Source organism: Amycolatopsis sp. NPDC114504 (assembly GCF_055633595.1).
In genome coordinates this window covers 362786-375472 of sequence record NZ_JBVKDU010000004.1, presented here as the reverse complement: position 1 = coordinate 375472, position 12687 = coordinate 362786, and the positions used below count along the sequence as shown (strand labels likewise).

The 12687-nt window shown below is 72.3% G+C and carries 15 protein-coding genes; 5 read left to right on the top strand and 10 right to left on the bottom strand.

The features are described 5' to 3' along the window. Position 1: 1 nt before the first annotated feature. The gene (locus tag ACZ7PG_RS31525) at positions 2–634 is read left to right on the top strand and encodes a TetR/AcrR family transcriptional regulator (RefSeq protein WP_470242766.1); all 633 of its coding nucleotides are present in this window, start codon (positions 2–4) and stop codon (positions 632–634) included. Here ACZ7PG_RS31525 and ACZ7PG_RS31520 read toward each other — a convergent pair. From ACZ7PG_RS31520 to ACZ7PG_RS31510, 3 genes are all read right to left on the bottom strand, one after another. After that, positions 624–1097 (bottom strand): hypothetical protein, encoded by a 474-nt coding sequence (locus ACZ7PG_RS31520; RefSeq protein WP_470242765.1) that lies wholly within the window; start codon positions 1095–1097, stop codon positions 624–626. The two genes, ACZ7PG_RS31525 and ACZ7PG_RS31520, sit on opposite strands and share 11 nt — an antisense overlap. 36 nt (positions 1098–1133) lie before the next feature. Continuing rightward, positions 1134–1451 (bottom strand): hypothetical protein, encoded by a 318-nt coding sequence (locus ACZ7PG_RS31515; RefSeq protein ID WP_470242764.1) that lies wholly within the window; start codon positions 1449–1451, stop codon positions 1134–1136. Between the two features lie 149 nt (positions 1452–1600). Continuing rightward, positions 1601–3613: an MGH1-like glycoside hydrolase domain-containing protein gene (locus ACZ7PG_RS31510; protein WP_470242763.1), complete on the bottom strand. Its 2013-nt coding sequence runs from the start codon at positions 3611–3613 to the stop codon at positions 1601–1603. A 197-nt stretch (positions 3614–3810) separates the two neighbouring features. Between ACZ7PG_RS31510 and ACZ7PG_RS31505 the strand changes: the two genes are divergently transcribed. Then, positions 3811–4842: an ion channel gene (locus tag ACZ7PG_RS31505; protein ID WP_470242762.1), complete on the top strand. Its 1032-nt coding sequence runs from the start codon at positions 3811–3813 to the stop codon at positions 4840–4842. Between the two features lie 100 nt (positions 4843–4942). After that, the gene (locus ACZ7PG_RS31500) at positions 4943–5353 is read left to right on the top strand and encodes a hypothetical protein (protein ID WP_470242761.1); all 411 of its coding nucleotides are present in this window, start codon (positions 4943–4945) and stop codon (positions 5351–5353) included. Positions 5354–6176: 823 nt separating this feature from the next. On the opposite strand, the gene ACZ7PG_RS31495 is transcribed toward ACZ7PG_RS31500, so the two are convergent. Then, complete coding sequence (locus ACZ7PG_RS31495; protein WP_470242760.1) at positions 6177–6602, bottom strand: pyridoxamine 5'-phosphate oxidase family protein; 426 nt, start codon at positions 6600–6602, stop codon at positions 6177–6179. A 34-nt stretch (positions 6603–6636) separates the two neighbouring features. Continuing rightward, positions 6637–7584 (bottom strand): substrate-binding domain-containing protein, encoded by a 948-nt coding sequence (locus ACZ7PG_RS31490; protein ID WP_470242759.1) that lies wholly within the window; start codon positions 7582–7584, stop codon positions 6637–6639. Positions 7585–7666: 82 nt separating this feature from the next. Here ACZ7PG_RS31490 and ACZ7PG_RS31485 point away from each other — a divergent pair, with 82 nt between their 5' ends. Continuing rightward, positions 7667–8521, top strand: a complete 855-nt coding sequence (locus tag ACZ7PG_RS31485; RefSeq protein ID WP_470242758.1) for a LysR family transcriptional regulator — start codon at positions 7667–7669, stop codon at positions 8519–8521. Between the two features lie 12 nt (positions 8522–8533). On the opposite strand, the gene ACZ7PG_RS31480 is transcribed toward ACZ7PG_RS31485, so the two are convergent. Both ACZ7PG_RS31480 and ACZ7PG_RS31475 read right to left on the bottom strand, forming a co-directional pair. Further along, entirely contained in the window at positions 8534–9100 is a 567-nt protein-coding gene (locus ACZ7PG_RS31480) for a VOC family protein (protein ID WP_470242757.1), read from the bottom strand. 321 nt (positions 9101–9421) lie between these two features. Then, positions 9422–9544, bottom strand: a complete 123-nt coding sequence (locus ACZ7PG_RS31475) for a hypothetical protein (protein WP_470242756.1) — start codon at positions 9542–9544, stop codon at positions 9422–9424. Positions 9545–9644: 100 nt separating this feature from the next. Here ACZ7PG_RS31475 and ACZ7PG_RS31470 point away from each other — a divergent pair, with 100 nt between their 5' ends. Next, positions 9645–10247 (top strand): hypothetical protein, encoded by a 603-nt coding sequence (locus ACZ7PG_RS31470; RefSeq protein ID WP_470242755.1) that lies wholly within the window; start codon positions 9645–9647, stop codon positions 10245–10247. Positions 10248–10258: 11 nt separating this feature from the next. On the opposite strand, the gene ACZ7PG_RS31465 is transcribed toward ACZ7PG_RS31470, so the two are convergent. Genes ACZ7PG_RS31465 through ACZ7PG_RS31455 form a run of 3 tightly spaced genes read right to left on the bottom strand, consistent with a single transcriptional unit; the run spans position 10259 to position 12626 of the window. Further along, positions 10259–10606, bottom strand: a complete 348-nt coding sequence (locus ACZ7PG_RS31465; protein WP_470242754.1) for an STAS domain-containing protein — start codon at positions 10604–10606, stop codon at positions 10259–10261. Next, positions 10603–11829, bottom strand: coding sequence for a PP2C family protein-serine/threonine phosphatase (locus tag ACZ7PG_RS31460; RefSeq protein ID WP_470242753.1), 1227 nt, complete (start codon positions 11827–11829; stop codon positions 10603–10605). Before ACZ7PG_RS31460 ends, ACZ7PG_RS31465 begins: the two co-directional genes overlap by 4 nt. Continuing rightward, positions 11826–12626: an alpha/beta fold hydrolase gene (locus ACZ7PG_RS31455; RefSeq protein WP_470242752.1), complete on the bottom strand. Its 801-nt coding sequence runs from the start codon at positions 12624–12626 to the stop codon at positions 11826–11828. The genes ACZ7PG_RS31460 and ACZ7PG_RS31455 overlap by 4 nt, the downstream gene beginning before the upstream one ends. Between the last annotated feature and the right edge of the window lie 61 nt (positions 12627–12687).

The window sequence follows — 12687 nt, the reverse complement described above, 5'->3', positions numbered from 1 at the left end:
CATGACGGACGCGGGGCCGAGCTCACGCGAGCGCTACCGGGCGCAGGTGCGCGCGGAGATCAAGCAGCACGCGTGGGAGCAGATCGCCGAGGCGGGCGTGCCGGCGCTGTCGCTCAACGCCATCGCCAAGCGGCTCGGGATGAGCGGGCCCGCGCTCTACCGGTACTTCGCGAGCCGGGACGAGCTGATCACCGCGCTCATCCGCGACGCGTACCGGAGCATCGCCGACACCGTCCGCGCGGCCCACGACGGCGGAGCGGACCTGGCCGGGCTGGCGCACGTCATCCGGGACTGGGCGCGCGCGGACCCCCAGCGGTACTTCCTGATCTACGGCACACCCGTCCCCGGCTACCACGCGCCCGGCGACACGACCGCGATCTCGCACGAGGTGATGGCGGTGCTCATCGAAGCCTGCGGCGCGCGGCCGGCCGAGGCGACGGCGTCACCGTTCGACGCCCACCTGGCCGATCACCGCGAGTGGGCCGGCGACCACCCGGCACCGGCCGCGGTGCTGCACCGCGCGTTGTCGTTCTGGACGCGCCTGCACGGCGTGCTGTCCCTAGAGCTGGCCGGCCACTTCGCCGGCATGCGGTTCGACCCCGGCCTGCTGATCGACGAAGAGATCAGGGCGTGAAGCAGCTCAACGACGGGAGCGTCGCCGTGGAGCTGTCCGACAGCTCGACGAGCCACACGAGCAGGTGGATGACCACGGCGACGACGTCGTCCGGGTGCCCGCGCGTGGCCAGCTCCACCTGGATGTCCCGGCTCGCCTGATCGTCGCCGAGGTCGGCGAGCAGGGCACGCAGCGCGGCCAGGGGCCCGGGCGGCAGCCGGTCGACGTCGACCGGCAGCGCCCGGTCGTCCGCCACCGCGATCGTGAAGACCGCCCCGGGACCGGGCCGCTTGCGGGCGCGGACCGCGGCCGCGCACCGGCCGACTAGCTCGCCGGCGACCTCGGTGTGGACGTGCGGTGAACCGGCGCGGGAGAGCACGCCCAGCGCGTCGGCGACCTCGTCGTACGTCCCGGCCATCGCGGCCCCGACCAGGTCGGCGGTGAACTGCCGGACCGGCTCGCCGGGCTCTCGGTGCTCCGTCATCCGGTCGAGGTACCCGGCCGGTCCCGGCTTAACCGCTCAGCGCGGCTCCGGCAGCGCGAACAGGGTGTGCTGGGCCGGATCCTCCGGTTCGCCGCCCAGGCGCAGGCACTTGCGGCAGGTGACCGGCAGGTCGACCGGGGTGATCTCGCCCGCCGCGCCGAGCCCCGACCAGCCCTGGTGACAGGCCGGCGCGGGCAGGGTCAGGTCGTCGAGCCACGGCACCCACGCGACCCGGTGCGCGACGCCGGACCGGCCGATCCGCAGCCGCATCCCGGTGAAGAGGCGGTGCTGCGCGGCCGCGAAGCGCTCGGGATCGACGCGGGTGACCGGGAACAGCGGGATCGGTTCGCTCACCGCTCCAGTATGCGGGGCGCGGGTGCGTGTGCGCGGTGGCCGGCCGGTCGGGGGGCGTGCCGCCCGGCCACCGCGAACGAACAAGAAGAGGGCCCCTCCGCCGCGGCTATGACGGCCGGACAGCGGGTTCACCGGTTCGGGTGACGACCTCAGCCGGCGGCCAGCCAGTCGAGGTTGATCGACCCGGTGTCACCCGCGGCGTACGACAGCGTGACCACCGGGTCGCGGCCGCTGAGCGGGACGTCGGCGAACGTCGTCGTCCCCCACGCGTCCCAGCTGTCGGAGACCTTCGGGAAGCTCACCTGCCGCAGCGGGCGGCCGTCCACCGACAGCGTCATCGTGCGGGTGTCGCTGTTGGCGTTGGCGTAGCGCACGGTGATCGCGGCCGACGCCGAACCGCTCGACGTGCGGTGCAGCGTGAACGACGACGCCGCGCCCTGCGCCCAGAGCCCGTCGAGGAACGCGCGGCCGGAGTAGCCGGTGTGGTTCACGTTCGTCTTCACGCCGCCGGTGTTGACGGCGTCCTCCGCTTCGAGGTGACCCGGGGCCGGGCAGCCGTCGACGGTGCCCGCGGTGTCGGCGCAGCGGTCGGCCGCGTCGGGTACGTGGTCGCCGTCGCGGTCGCCGGCGGCCGCGCCGGTCAGCGTGATCGCGATGGTGTGGCTCCCGCTCAGCGTGGCCGGGACGGCGTTGCCCGGCGCGGGCCGGCCGTCGATCGTGAACGAGCCGACCTGGGTGCCCGCGCCGCGCAGCGCGATCGTGAGGTTCGCGTTGCGGTAGCTGAGGTTCCGGAGGGTGACGTCACCCCAGCCGGCGGGGAGATCGGGCGCGAACGTCAGGCCGCGATCGGTGAACGTCAGCCCGAACAGGCCGGTGTGGATCATGTCGAGGAACGCGGTCGCCGACCAGGTCTGGTCGGGTTCGGAGCCCCAGTGGAACTTCACGGTGTCGCCGAGCCGCTGGTAGCCGCCGTCCACGACGCCGGTGTGGCCGTTGTAGATCTCCCAGAACCCGCTGTTGTTGTCCGCGAGCTTGGCCAGGCGCGCGGTCTCGGCTGCGAAGGCGCTCTGGTTTCCCTGCCCGGCCAGCGCTTTGGCCCACAGGCCCTGGACCAACGGCCAGACGATCGCGTTGTGCCGGCCCGGTTGCGCGTCGGAGTAGCGGGCCCAGTTCGGGTAGGTGTCGGGCATGCCCCAGGGCATTTCCTGGGCGCGGGCGACGATCGACCGGGCCTGGGCCGGGTTCGCGACGCCGAAGAGCAGGGCGAACGCCAGTCCGGTGCCTTCCTGGTAGGCGCCGCGGGTGCCGTCGGCGAGGAGCTGGTAGTCGTACAGGCCGGTCGTCGCGTTCCAGAAGCGCTGGTTGATCGCGGTCTTCAGCGCGTTCGCCTTGGCGCGGTAGCCGGCGGCCTCCGCGGCGGGCCGGCCGAGCTTCTCCGCCATGTTCGCGGCGTTGACGTACGCGGCGTAGTAGACCTCGTTGGTGCTCAGGTACATCCCGCTCGCCACGCCCGGCCACGGCATGCTCCCGGTGCTCACCGACTCGGTGGCGTCGGCGGGCGGCGCGGGGTAGCCGGCGATGCCGTCGTTGAAGAAGGACGCGCCGGTGAACAGCCCGTACGTCGCGTTGAAGCCGGCCGTGGCCGCGTGTTCGCGGATGGCCAGCGTGTTCGCCGTTGCGCGGTAGGCGTTTTCGAGGAACGCGCCGTCGCCGGTGACGAGGTAGTGGTGCCACGCGGCGGTCGCCCAGACGACCTGGTCCCACTGCTGGTCGTCCTGCTGCACGCGCAGGGCGCCGCCGGCGTCCTTGTCGACGACCGCCCACAGCGTGTTTTCCGCCAGGGCGGGGGAGAGCAGGCTGGTCGCGTTCCAGCTGTTGATCGAGGCGTCCCGCGTCCAGGGCTGGTTGTACCCGCCGCCCGCGCGGACGAGGCCGGTGGCGGGGTCGAGCAGGTCGCTCTTGTCGTACTTCGGGTCGTAGCCGATCGTGTTGGTGCGCAACAGGTTGTCGAGCGCCGCTTGGTAGGCGGTGCCGAACAGGGCCTGGCTGGCGGGGTTCGCGAACTCGAGCCGCGGCGGGGCCGGGCTGGCGGCCGCCGGACCGGCGATCACCCCACCCGCGACGGCCACGGCCAAGAGCGTCGAACGGACCCGTTTCCTCATGCGCGTACCTCTTCCGGCGCCGGGGGACCGGCGTCATTGCACCACGGAATGCCGACTTTTCCCTGGGAACGCGGCGATCCTGTCCGTTTCTGTCCGGCGGCGCGGGCCGCCGTCACGGTCCGGTAAAGACCGTTGTGCCTGGTAGCACCGTGTGATCGGGTGTCGGGACCCATGATCGTGTGCAGCGAGGAGGACCGGTGACGTTCTTCCTCTCGCGGTGGTTCGCGCGCTGGGCGCCGAACCGGGGCTGGCTCCTGCCGGCCGCCGTCGTGGTGGTCGTGTTCGCGACGAGCTGGCCGCTGATGGCGCTGGCCGAGCCGGCCGGCAGCGAGCTGGTGCGGCCCGGCAACTACTGGTGGTACTTCGTCGTCACGACGACCACGGTCGGCTACGGCGACTTCTCGCCGGAGACGCTCGCCGGCCACTTCGTGGGCGCGTACGTCATCGCCGGCGGGCTCGCCACGCTCACGACGGTGTTCACGAAGCTCGCTTCGGTGCTGGAACAGGCGAAGGGACGGCGGATGCAGGGGACGGAGGCGGTGCGCGCGACCGGGCACACGGTGCTGATCGGGTACGCGGCCGGGCGCACCGAGCGGATCGTGGCCCAGCTGCTCGCCGACGGCGTGACCGGGCTGGTGCTCTGCGCGGAGGTGCCGGCCCACCCGATGCCGGGGCAGCCGGTGGAGTTCGTCCGCGGCGAGCCGACGGCCGCCGAGGTGCTGGAGCGGGCGGGCCTACCGCGCGCGGCGGCCGTCCTGGTCGACATGGCCGACGACAACGAGGCGCTGGCCGTCGCGGTCACGGTGGACCACGCGAGCCCGGCGTCACACGTCGTGGTCACGCTGCGCGACCTCGAGCGGGCCGAGCTGCTGCGGTACGTGGACCCGCGGATCCGCTGCGTGCAGTGGCACACGCCCCGGATGGTGACCGAGGAGCTGACGTCCCCGGGGATCGCCGAGGTCTACGCGGAGCTGATGACAGCCGGTGGAGCGGACACGTTCTCGGTGACGCTCCCGAAGTCCCTCGGCCGGCTCCCGGCATCCCGCTGCCGGGTGGCCCTCGGGCGCGCGTACGGCGCGACGGTGCTGGCCGCGAGGGCCGGGGAAGAGCTGGTGGTGAACCCGGGCTGGGATGCGGAGCTGGCGGCGGGATCGGTCCTGTACTACGTCGGCCCCCGGCGGTTGACGGGTGGCGAAGTCGAGACGGCATTGCGGGCGTCTGAGCTGTGATTCAGGCGCTTTGTCCGAGTTTCTGAAGGCTGATGGTGGCCGGTTCGGGCCGGGGGTTGCATACTGCGACCATGGCGCGAGGGAAAGTGGAGGTCGCGCGGTGAGTCCCCGGGAGGGGCCGCCCCGCCCGAAGTTCGGCAGGATCGACCCGTACTGCCTGATGGCGGTGCTGCCGGTGCTGCTGGTGGCCGGCATCATCGGGTCGCTGGTCAACGTGGCACTGGGTCTGGGCTGCGCGGCATTCGCGGCGCTGATCGTGCTGTTCGACTCGTGGGCCAACCGCCCATCCCGAGCGGCGGCTCCCGAGCCGGAGAGTCGCGAGCGAGCCCCTCGTCCGGCGGCGGTGCGTCCCCCGGTGCGACGCCAGGGGCCGCCTCCGCAGCGGCCACAGGTCCCGCGCGGGCAGGTGCCACGGGCACAGGTGCCACGTGGGCAGGCACCGCGGCCCCAGGTGCCGCGAGGCCAGCCACCACGGGCGCGGCAGGCACCGCGTGAGGCGCCTTACCACTGAGAGCTGGGTGGTTACTGAGCGCTACCGGGCGGGCTCGCTGCGGCCGGGCGCGCTTCGCTGCCGGTGAGAGGGCTTCGCCGGCGCCCCTGCTGGTGAACGGATTTGGCCGACGGTTCACGACCGGTCTCTGTGGCCGGGCTCGCTTCGGCGCTGCCGGTGGGGGGGTGGGGGGGGGCTCGGCCGACGGCTCACCGCCGGTCGCCGATGGCGCTCGACAGCTCGCCGTGGCGGCTGGGTGCGCTTGGCCGCTGCGAGTGAAGAGGCTGCGCCGGCACCGCTGCCGATGAACGGTCTGGCCGACGACTCACGCCCGGGCGCTGTGGGGTGTTCAGCGCAGCCCCGTGGCGGCCGGGTGCAGTGGGCCCGCCGCTGCTGCGAGTGAAGTGCCCTCGCTGGCGACTCACCCCTGCGGCGGCGACCCGGCCTCGTTGGGTCGCTGCCAGAGCGAGCTTTGCCGGCGCCCCTGCCGGTGAAGGCTTCGCCGACAGATCAGCACTCGCCGCCGCTGACGCCTGACACAGCTCCCCGTGGCGGCCGGGTGCACTGGGCCCCTCCGCTGCTGCGAGTGAAGTGCCCTCGCCGGCGACTCATCCCTGCGGCAGCGGCCCGGCCTCGTTGGGCCGCTGCCGCAGCGAGCTTGTCGGCGCCCCTGCCGGTGAACGGTTCACGACCGGTCTCCTTGGGTGTTGGGGCGGGACCGAGGCTTCGCCGGCGGCTCCCCGCCCTCGCTGCTGCCGGGCGCCGTGGCTGCTTCGCCAGCGACTCACCGCTCAACCGAGCCCGCCTTCACCCACCTCATCAGTCCGAAGTGGACACCGAACACTCAAACCGCCCCCATGCCCAGCGAAAGCCAATGCTCAGGCCGTAAGAACACGGCAACATGCTCCCCGATCTGAGTCCGCTCGAACTCCAGATACCCCGCCACCTTCTCCTCCGGCAAATACCGAGCCGCCATTTCCCAAGCCCGCTCCGGAGAATCCGGCTCCGTCCGCGTCACCGGCCCCTCCACCGACACATACCGGACCGTCGGCGAGGTCCGCTGCACCATCAAGCTGAACCGCCCCGCCGCATCGATCGCCTTCATCTTGCGCGACCCCGGCAACGTTCGCAGCCACAGCTCGCCGCCCGGGGTGTACTGGTACCACAACGGCACCGTCAGGGGTGCCCGGTCCGGGCGCTCGGTCACCGACAGTGCTCCGATGAGGGGCTCGGCCAAGAACTGCTCGCGTTCCTCCGTCGAAAGTGCCATGCGCCGGACGCTACCTCGCACCACCGACAAGAACTCACGTGTCGAGCAACGCGAACACCTCCTCGACCGCCCACAACCGCGACGACAAGCCCTGCTCGTAGTGGTAACGCAGGTACGTCTCCAGCGTCGCCCGATTGGCCGCAATCCCGTACGGCCACCAGTCCGGCCCGAACTGCGCTTCGTTGCGCTCCACCAGCGAATTCATCCACGGCACCATCGTCGGGACCTGGTACAGCCGGCGATCGCGCCGGTAGCGGTCCGCGGCCGAGGCCGCCGCCTCCGAGAACAGCCGGTAGACGTCGCCGGCGCGGTCCAGCAACTCTCGGCGGATCACCACCGCGTGCATGATCGGGAAGATCCCCGTGCGCCGGTGGTAGTCGCGCTCCACGGGCTCGAAGTCGGGGAACAGCCGCGTCACGTCCGGGGCGCCGTCCAGCACGCACCGCGGGACGTTCGCCGAGAACAACGCGTCGATCTCGCCCGTCGCCAGCAGGTCGCTCAGCGCGCGGTCGGTCGGGGTGACCGGCACGTCGTCCGGGTGCGGGTGCGGGATGAAGCCGAACGGCGCCGACGGGTGGTCGAGCCCGCCGATCACCCATCGGTTGCGCGCGGGGTCGAAGCCGTACTCGTCGCTCAGGATTCCCTTGGCCCACACGCCCGAATCCTGGCCGTAGGTACCGAACTCGCCGATCGTGCGGCCGACGAGGTCACCCGGTCCGGTGATCCCGGAGCGGGTGTTGACGAAGACGCACGAGTGCCGGAACACCCGGTTGGGGAAGATCGGCAGCGCGACGTACGGTAGGCCGGACTCCAAGAGCCGGAGGTAGAACGTCAGGCCCAGCTCGCCGACGTCGAACTCGTGCCCGCCGATCACCCTTTCGAAGATCTCCGGGAGCGTCGCGGCGGTCGCTACCTTGACGTCCGTCCGGTCGAACAGCGCCCTCGTCGTGTCGTACTCGTAGCAGCAGATGTCCAGGTCCATACCGGCGATCGTCGTCCGCCGGGTGCGGGGGAGTCCAAGTCCGGCTCGGTCGACTCGGATACCGCACGGGTATCGTGTCGAGGTGGATCTGCGCGCCCTGCGGTACTTCGTCGCGGTGGCCGACGAGCGGCACGTCGGCCGGGCCGCGAGCCGCCTGCACATGACGCAGCCGCCGCTCAGCCGGGCGATCCGGCAGCTGGAGGACGAGCTCGGCGCGGCCCTGTTCGAGCGCACCCCCAAGGGCGTCACGCTCACCGCCGCCGGCACCGCGCTCTACGGCGAAGCGGACGCGCTCCTGAAGCAGGCCGACCGGATCCGCGGCCGGGTGACCGCCGCGGCCGGTGCGGCGACGCTGACCGTCGGCACCCTCGCCGACGCCGCCGAACACGTCGGCGGCCGGCTGGTCCCGCTGTTCCGGGAGCGCCACCCGCACGTCGACGTCCGCGTCCACGAAGCCGATCTCGGCGACCCGACGGCGGGCCTGCGCGCCGGCCTCGTCGACGTCGCCTTGACGCGAACCCCCTTCGACAGCAAGGGAATCGGCACGCAGGTACTCCGCTCCGTCCCGGTCGGGGTGGTGCTGCGGGACGACGACCCGCTCGCCCGCCGCGCCTCGGTCCCGGCGTCGGACCTGGCGGGCCGCCGCTGGGTGCGGCTGCCCGACGGGACCGATCCCGTGTGGACGGCCTACTGGACCGGCGGCGCGCCCGAGGACGCGGCGCCGGTGCTGCGGACCGTCCAGGAATGCCTGCAGGCGGTGCTGTGGAACGGAACCACGGCGCTCGCCCCGCTCGACCAGCCCCTGCCGGCCGGCCTGGTCGTCGTCCCGCTGGCGGACCGGCCGCCGAGTGACCTCGTCGTGGCGTGGCCCAAGGCCGGTCGGAGCCCGCTTGTCCGCGGCTTCGTCCAGGTGGCCTGGGCCGGCTACCAGGACTGAGCCGCGCCGGGCTCAGGCGTGGTCGGCCATGTACTGGGCGTACCAGACGGGCCATTGCTCGTCGTACTCCCCGGTTTCCTTCTCGTGCTCGCCGTGCGCGGCGGCGGCTTCACGCAGTGCCGTCTCGAGCTTCTGCGTCGAGCTGTAGGTCACGCCGTCGACGCGGCCGGGGAAGCGGGTGGTGATCTCCTGCAGCAGCCAGGTGTTGCCGTCGGGGTCGCTGAAGGAGGCGAACGAGGAGTAGGTGCCGCGGTCGGGGTGGATGCCCGGGGCGAACGCGCCGGTGTCGTCGCGGTGGAAGACGTCGCTGACATCGACACCAGCGCCGGTGAGTTCTTTGCGGGCGGCGTCGATGTCCTCGACGACGAGGTAGGTGCTGCGGACCGAGCCGGGGGCGGCGTCGGTGATGCCGGTGCCGAAGTGGACCGACGCCGGCGATCCCGGCGGGGTGAGCTGCACGATCCGGGAGGTGCCGAAGGCGATGTCGGCGTCTTCGCGCCAGCCGAGAGCTTTGTAGAAGCGTTTGGTCCGGTCGGCGACGGCGACGGGCAGGACCACGACTTCCAGCTTCATGTCCATGATCGGAACTCCTTCGTGGGGCGAGCGGACCGCTCGAGACCACTCTCGCGCGGAACCGGCCCGTTCGTACCCGGGAGTCACCCTGGTGGTCCCCCGGGGCCGGGTAACGGGCCGCGGCCGCTCGGCCGGGAGGACGAACGCACGGTGCTCGACTCGGCTGCCCGCCGACGCGCGGGCGGGCCGGGCGCTCGTGCTGCGGGTCGCCTGTCTCGCCAAGGAAGGCACCTGCGCAAGATCTTCGAGAACGTCGGGATCAGCTCACGCCGGCAGCTGCGACACCGAGCCGGCGCCCCGGTGCGACCCGCACCGGGGCGCCGGGACTCACTGGCAGGCTTCGCAGTCCGGGTCGTCGATGCGGCAGGCCGCGCCGTCGGTGAGCTCGAAGTCGAAGTCGTCGAGCACCGGGACCACGGGGGCTTCTTCGGGTGTGGTGGTGGCGGACATGGCCCTCCCTAGGGATTCGTACGGTTCCTACCCTCTGTAGCGCCCGAGATCCACTCGCATTCCGTGACGCGGGGCACACCCGGTCTGGTAGCTTCCCGGCATGCGCCTCGCCTTCGTCCGGACGCTCGCGATCTTCGCATCCCTCCTCGTGTTTTCCCTGGTCAGCCCGCCTGCGAACGCCTCGCCGCGGCCCGGCTGCGAGTGCTCGACGCCGTCGATCGACCGGCTGCAGCAGTGGCTCGCGAGCGGTGAGGGCGCCACCGTCCCGCCCACCGGGAGCCTTCTCGTCCCCGACGGACACCGGTACACGGCGAAGGTGGAGTTCGTCGGCGTCGAGTGGCACGTGGCCGTCGTGTGGCTCGGCAACCAGTTCGAGGCGCAGGCCGATCTCTCGCACTCGGCCGGCTTCTGGCTGACCTACCGCGCGACCGACGACCTGTACGTCCAGCTGCGCCCGGCGTCCCACTGGAGCGGCGGCGACAAGTGGCTCACGCTGGTGCCCTCGACCCGCGGGAAGCTCGTCACGAAGTTCTTCAGCTTCAAGCCTCGGGACTGGACGTCGCTGCCGGAGCTGGGCACCCCCGCGTACTCGTTCGCCTCCGCGCTGACCGAGGCGCGCGGGCTGGTCTTCGTCGGCAAGACGCCCAACCGGCTCGAGTTCCGCGGTCTGCGCATCGACGGCTACCGGCCGCCCTGCCTCTGACGAGAAACCCGTCAGCCGTGGGCGGAGACGGCTTCCCCGGCTGTCGGGTAGGTCGGGAAGAAGTCGGCCAGCCCGGTCAGCGCCAGCGTGCGCGTGAGCCGGGCCGGCACGGCGACCAGCGCGATCTTCGCCTCGGCCGCCTCGGCCACGTTCCGGGCCGCGATCAGGGCCGAAATCCCGCTGGAGTCGCAGAAAGTCACGCCCGCCAGGTCCACGACCAGCAGCTGCCCGGCCGTCGGTGTGAGCTCCGCGATGCGGGCGCGGAGCCGGGGCGCGGTGGCCACGTCGAGCTCTCCGCGGACGGTCAGGATCGGGCCGGTGGCCGCCGGGTCGGTCGAGGTCGAGAACGGGCTCGTCATGGCTTGTCGCCTCCGGGCAGCGGGATGCTGAACGCCAGCAGGGCGGTGTCGTCCTCGACACCGTCCCCGAAGCCGGCCAGCAGGGCGGTGACCGCCTCGATCACCGCCGGGGCGGTGGTCGGGGCCAGGCCGGTCAGATCGGTGCGCAGCTGCTCCTCGCTGTAGCGAGTGCGGCCGTGCGTGCGGGCTTCGGTCAGCCCGTCGGTGTAGAGGAGCACGGTATCCCCGGGCTCCAGGCGCACGTCGACGGCGGTGAACCGCGCGCCGGGCAGGGCGCCGACCAGCTGGCCGCCCCGGATCGTCAGGAACGTCGCCGTCCCGTCGGCCCGGATCAGCAGCGCCGGCGGGTGGCCGCCGCCGGCCAGGGTGACCGTCGCGCTGGCGCCGTGCGGGCGGATGCGGCCGTGGACGACGGTGCAGTAGCGCGGGTCGGTGCCGTGGAACTGCCGGTTCAGCACCGTGTTGAGGGTGCCGAGCGCGACGGTCGGGTCCGGGTCGTGGACCGCGGCCGCCCGCAGCGTGTAGCGCGCCAGCGACGTCACCACCGCGGCCGCGGCGCCCTTGCCCGAGACGTCGCCGAGGAAGAACCCCCACGTGTCGCCGGTGACCGGGAACAGGTCGTAGAAGTCGCCGCCCACCTGGTCGGCCGACGCGGGGTGGTAGTACGCGGCCACCTGCATCCCGGGCACTTCGGCCAGTGCGGGCGGCAGCAGCGTCTGCTGCAGCGTTCTCGCCAGCCGCTGGACCCGGTCGCGTTCGCGCTCGGCTTCGTCGCGCGCCCGCAGCAGTTCCCGTTCGTAGGCGCGCCGGTCGCTCGCGTCGAACACCGTGGTGCGGATCAGCTGCGCCTCGCCCTCGGAGCCGGTCTTGACCGTCGAGGTCACCAGCACCGGCAGCCGGCCGCCGCTCGCCGTCTTCATCTCGAAGGCGACGCCGCCGAGCTCGCCCTGCATGCGCAGCAGCGGCGCGAAGTGCGTCTCGTGGTACAGCCGGCCGCCGACGGTGAGCAGGTCGGAGAACCGGCGGCGCCCGACGACTTCGTCGCGGTCGAGACCCAGCCAGCCGAGCAGCGTCGCGTTGATCTTCGCGATCGTGCCGTCCAGCAGCGTCGAAAGGTACCCGCAGGGAGCGTTTTCGTAGAGGTCCTCCGCGCTGTCCTCCAGCAACGCCGAAAACGCCGGACCGGCCTTCTCCCGGTCGCTCTGGCCGGCTTCGCACATCATGGGCCGCTCACAAACGCGGTGATCGCGGCCGCGGTGGCTTCGGGGGCGCTCAGCTGCGGGCAGTGCCCGATCGCGTCGAGCGTCACCAGCCGGCTGCCCGCGATCCGCTCGTGGGTGAACCGCCCGACCTCCGGCGGCGCGATGGCGTCGCTCGCGCAGTCGAGGACCAGCGTCGGCACGGAAACCTTCGCCAGGTCGGCGCGGTTGTCGGAGAGGAACGTCGCCCGCGCGAAGACGCGCGCGATCGCGGGATCGGTGCGGCAGAAGCTGTTCGTCAGCTCTTCGCCCAGCTCCGGGCGGTCCGGGGTGCCCATGATCACCGGCGCCATCGCCGCCGACCAGCCGAGGTAGTTCGACTCCAGCGCTTCGAGGAGCTCGTCGATGTCCTCGCGGCTGAACCCGCCGCGGTAGTCCTCGTCGTCGAGGTAGCACGGGGACGGCGTCAGCAGCACCAGCTTCGCGAACCGGTCCGGCTCGCGGTTGGCGGCCAGCACCGCGATCATCGCGCTGACCGAGTGGCCCACGAGCACGACGTCCCGCAGGTCCAGTTCGTGGCACAGCGCCAGGACGTCGTCGGCGTACCCGTCGAGCGAGCCGTAGCGCTCCGGGGTCCAGGCGGACAGGTCGGACTGCCCGGCGCCGGTGTGGTCGAACAGCACCACGCGGTACCGCTCGGCCAGGTCGGGAACGACGAGGCGCCACAGGTTCTGGTCGCAGCCGAAACCGTGGGCGAGCAGGACCGTGGGCCCGGATTCGCGCCCGGTCACGACCACGTTGTTCCTGGTGCGCATGCTCACCGGGCACATCCTGCCACCCGGGCACCGGCCGCGTGGGCCGAGCCGTGACTTGTTTGCCCAC

Coding starts and splice junctions, on each gene's coding strand:
- ACZ7PG_RS31525 (WP_470242766.1), top strand. CDS start 2: ATGACGGACGCGGGGCCGAGCTCACGCGAGCGCTACCGGGCGCAGGTG.
- ACZ7PG_RS31520 (WP_470242765.1), bottom strand. CDS start 1,097: ATGACGGAGCACCGAGAGCCCGGCGAGCCGGTCCGGCAGTTCACCGCC.
- ACZ7PG_RS31510 (WP_470242763.1), bottom strand. CDS start 3,613: ATGAGGAAACGGGTCCGTTCGACGCTCTTGGCCGTGGCCGTCGCGGGT.
- ACZ7PG_RS31495 (WP_470242760.1), bottom strand. CDS start 6,602: ATGGCACTTTCGACGGAGGAACGCGAGCAGTTCTTGGCCGAGCCCCTC.
- ACZ7PG_RS31490 (WP_470242759.1), bottom strand. CDS start 7,584: ATGGACCTGGACATCTGCTGCTACGAGTACGACACGACGAGGGCGCTG.
- ACZ7PG_RS31480 (WP_470242757.1), bottom strand. CDS start 9,100: ATGGACATGAAGCTGGAAGTCGTGGTCCTGCCCGTCGCCGTCGCCGAC.
- ACZ7PG_RS31475 (WP_470242756.1), bottom strand. CDS start 9,544: ATGTCCGCCACCACCACACCCGAAGAAGCCCCCGTGGTCCCGGTGCTC.
- ACZ7PG_RS31470 (WP_470242755.1), top strand. CDS start 9,645: ATGCGCCTCGCCTTCGTCCGGACGCTCGCGATCTTCGCATCCCTCCTC.
- ACZ7PG_RS31465 (WP_470242754.1), bottom strand. CDS start 10,606: ATGACGAGCCCGTTCTCGACCTCGACCGACCCGGCGGCCACCGGCCCG.
- ACZ7PG_RS31460 (WP_470242753.1), bottom strand. CDS start 11,829: ATGATGTGCGAAGCCGGCCAGAGCGACCGGGAGAAGGCCGGTCCGGCG.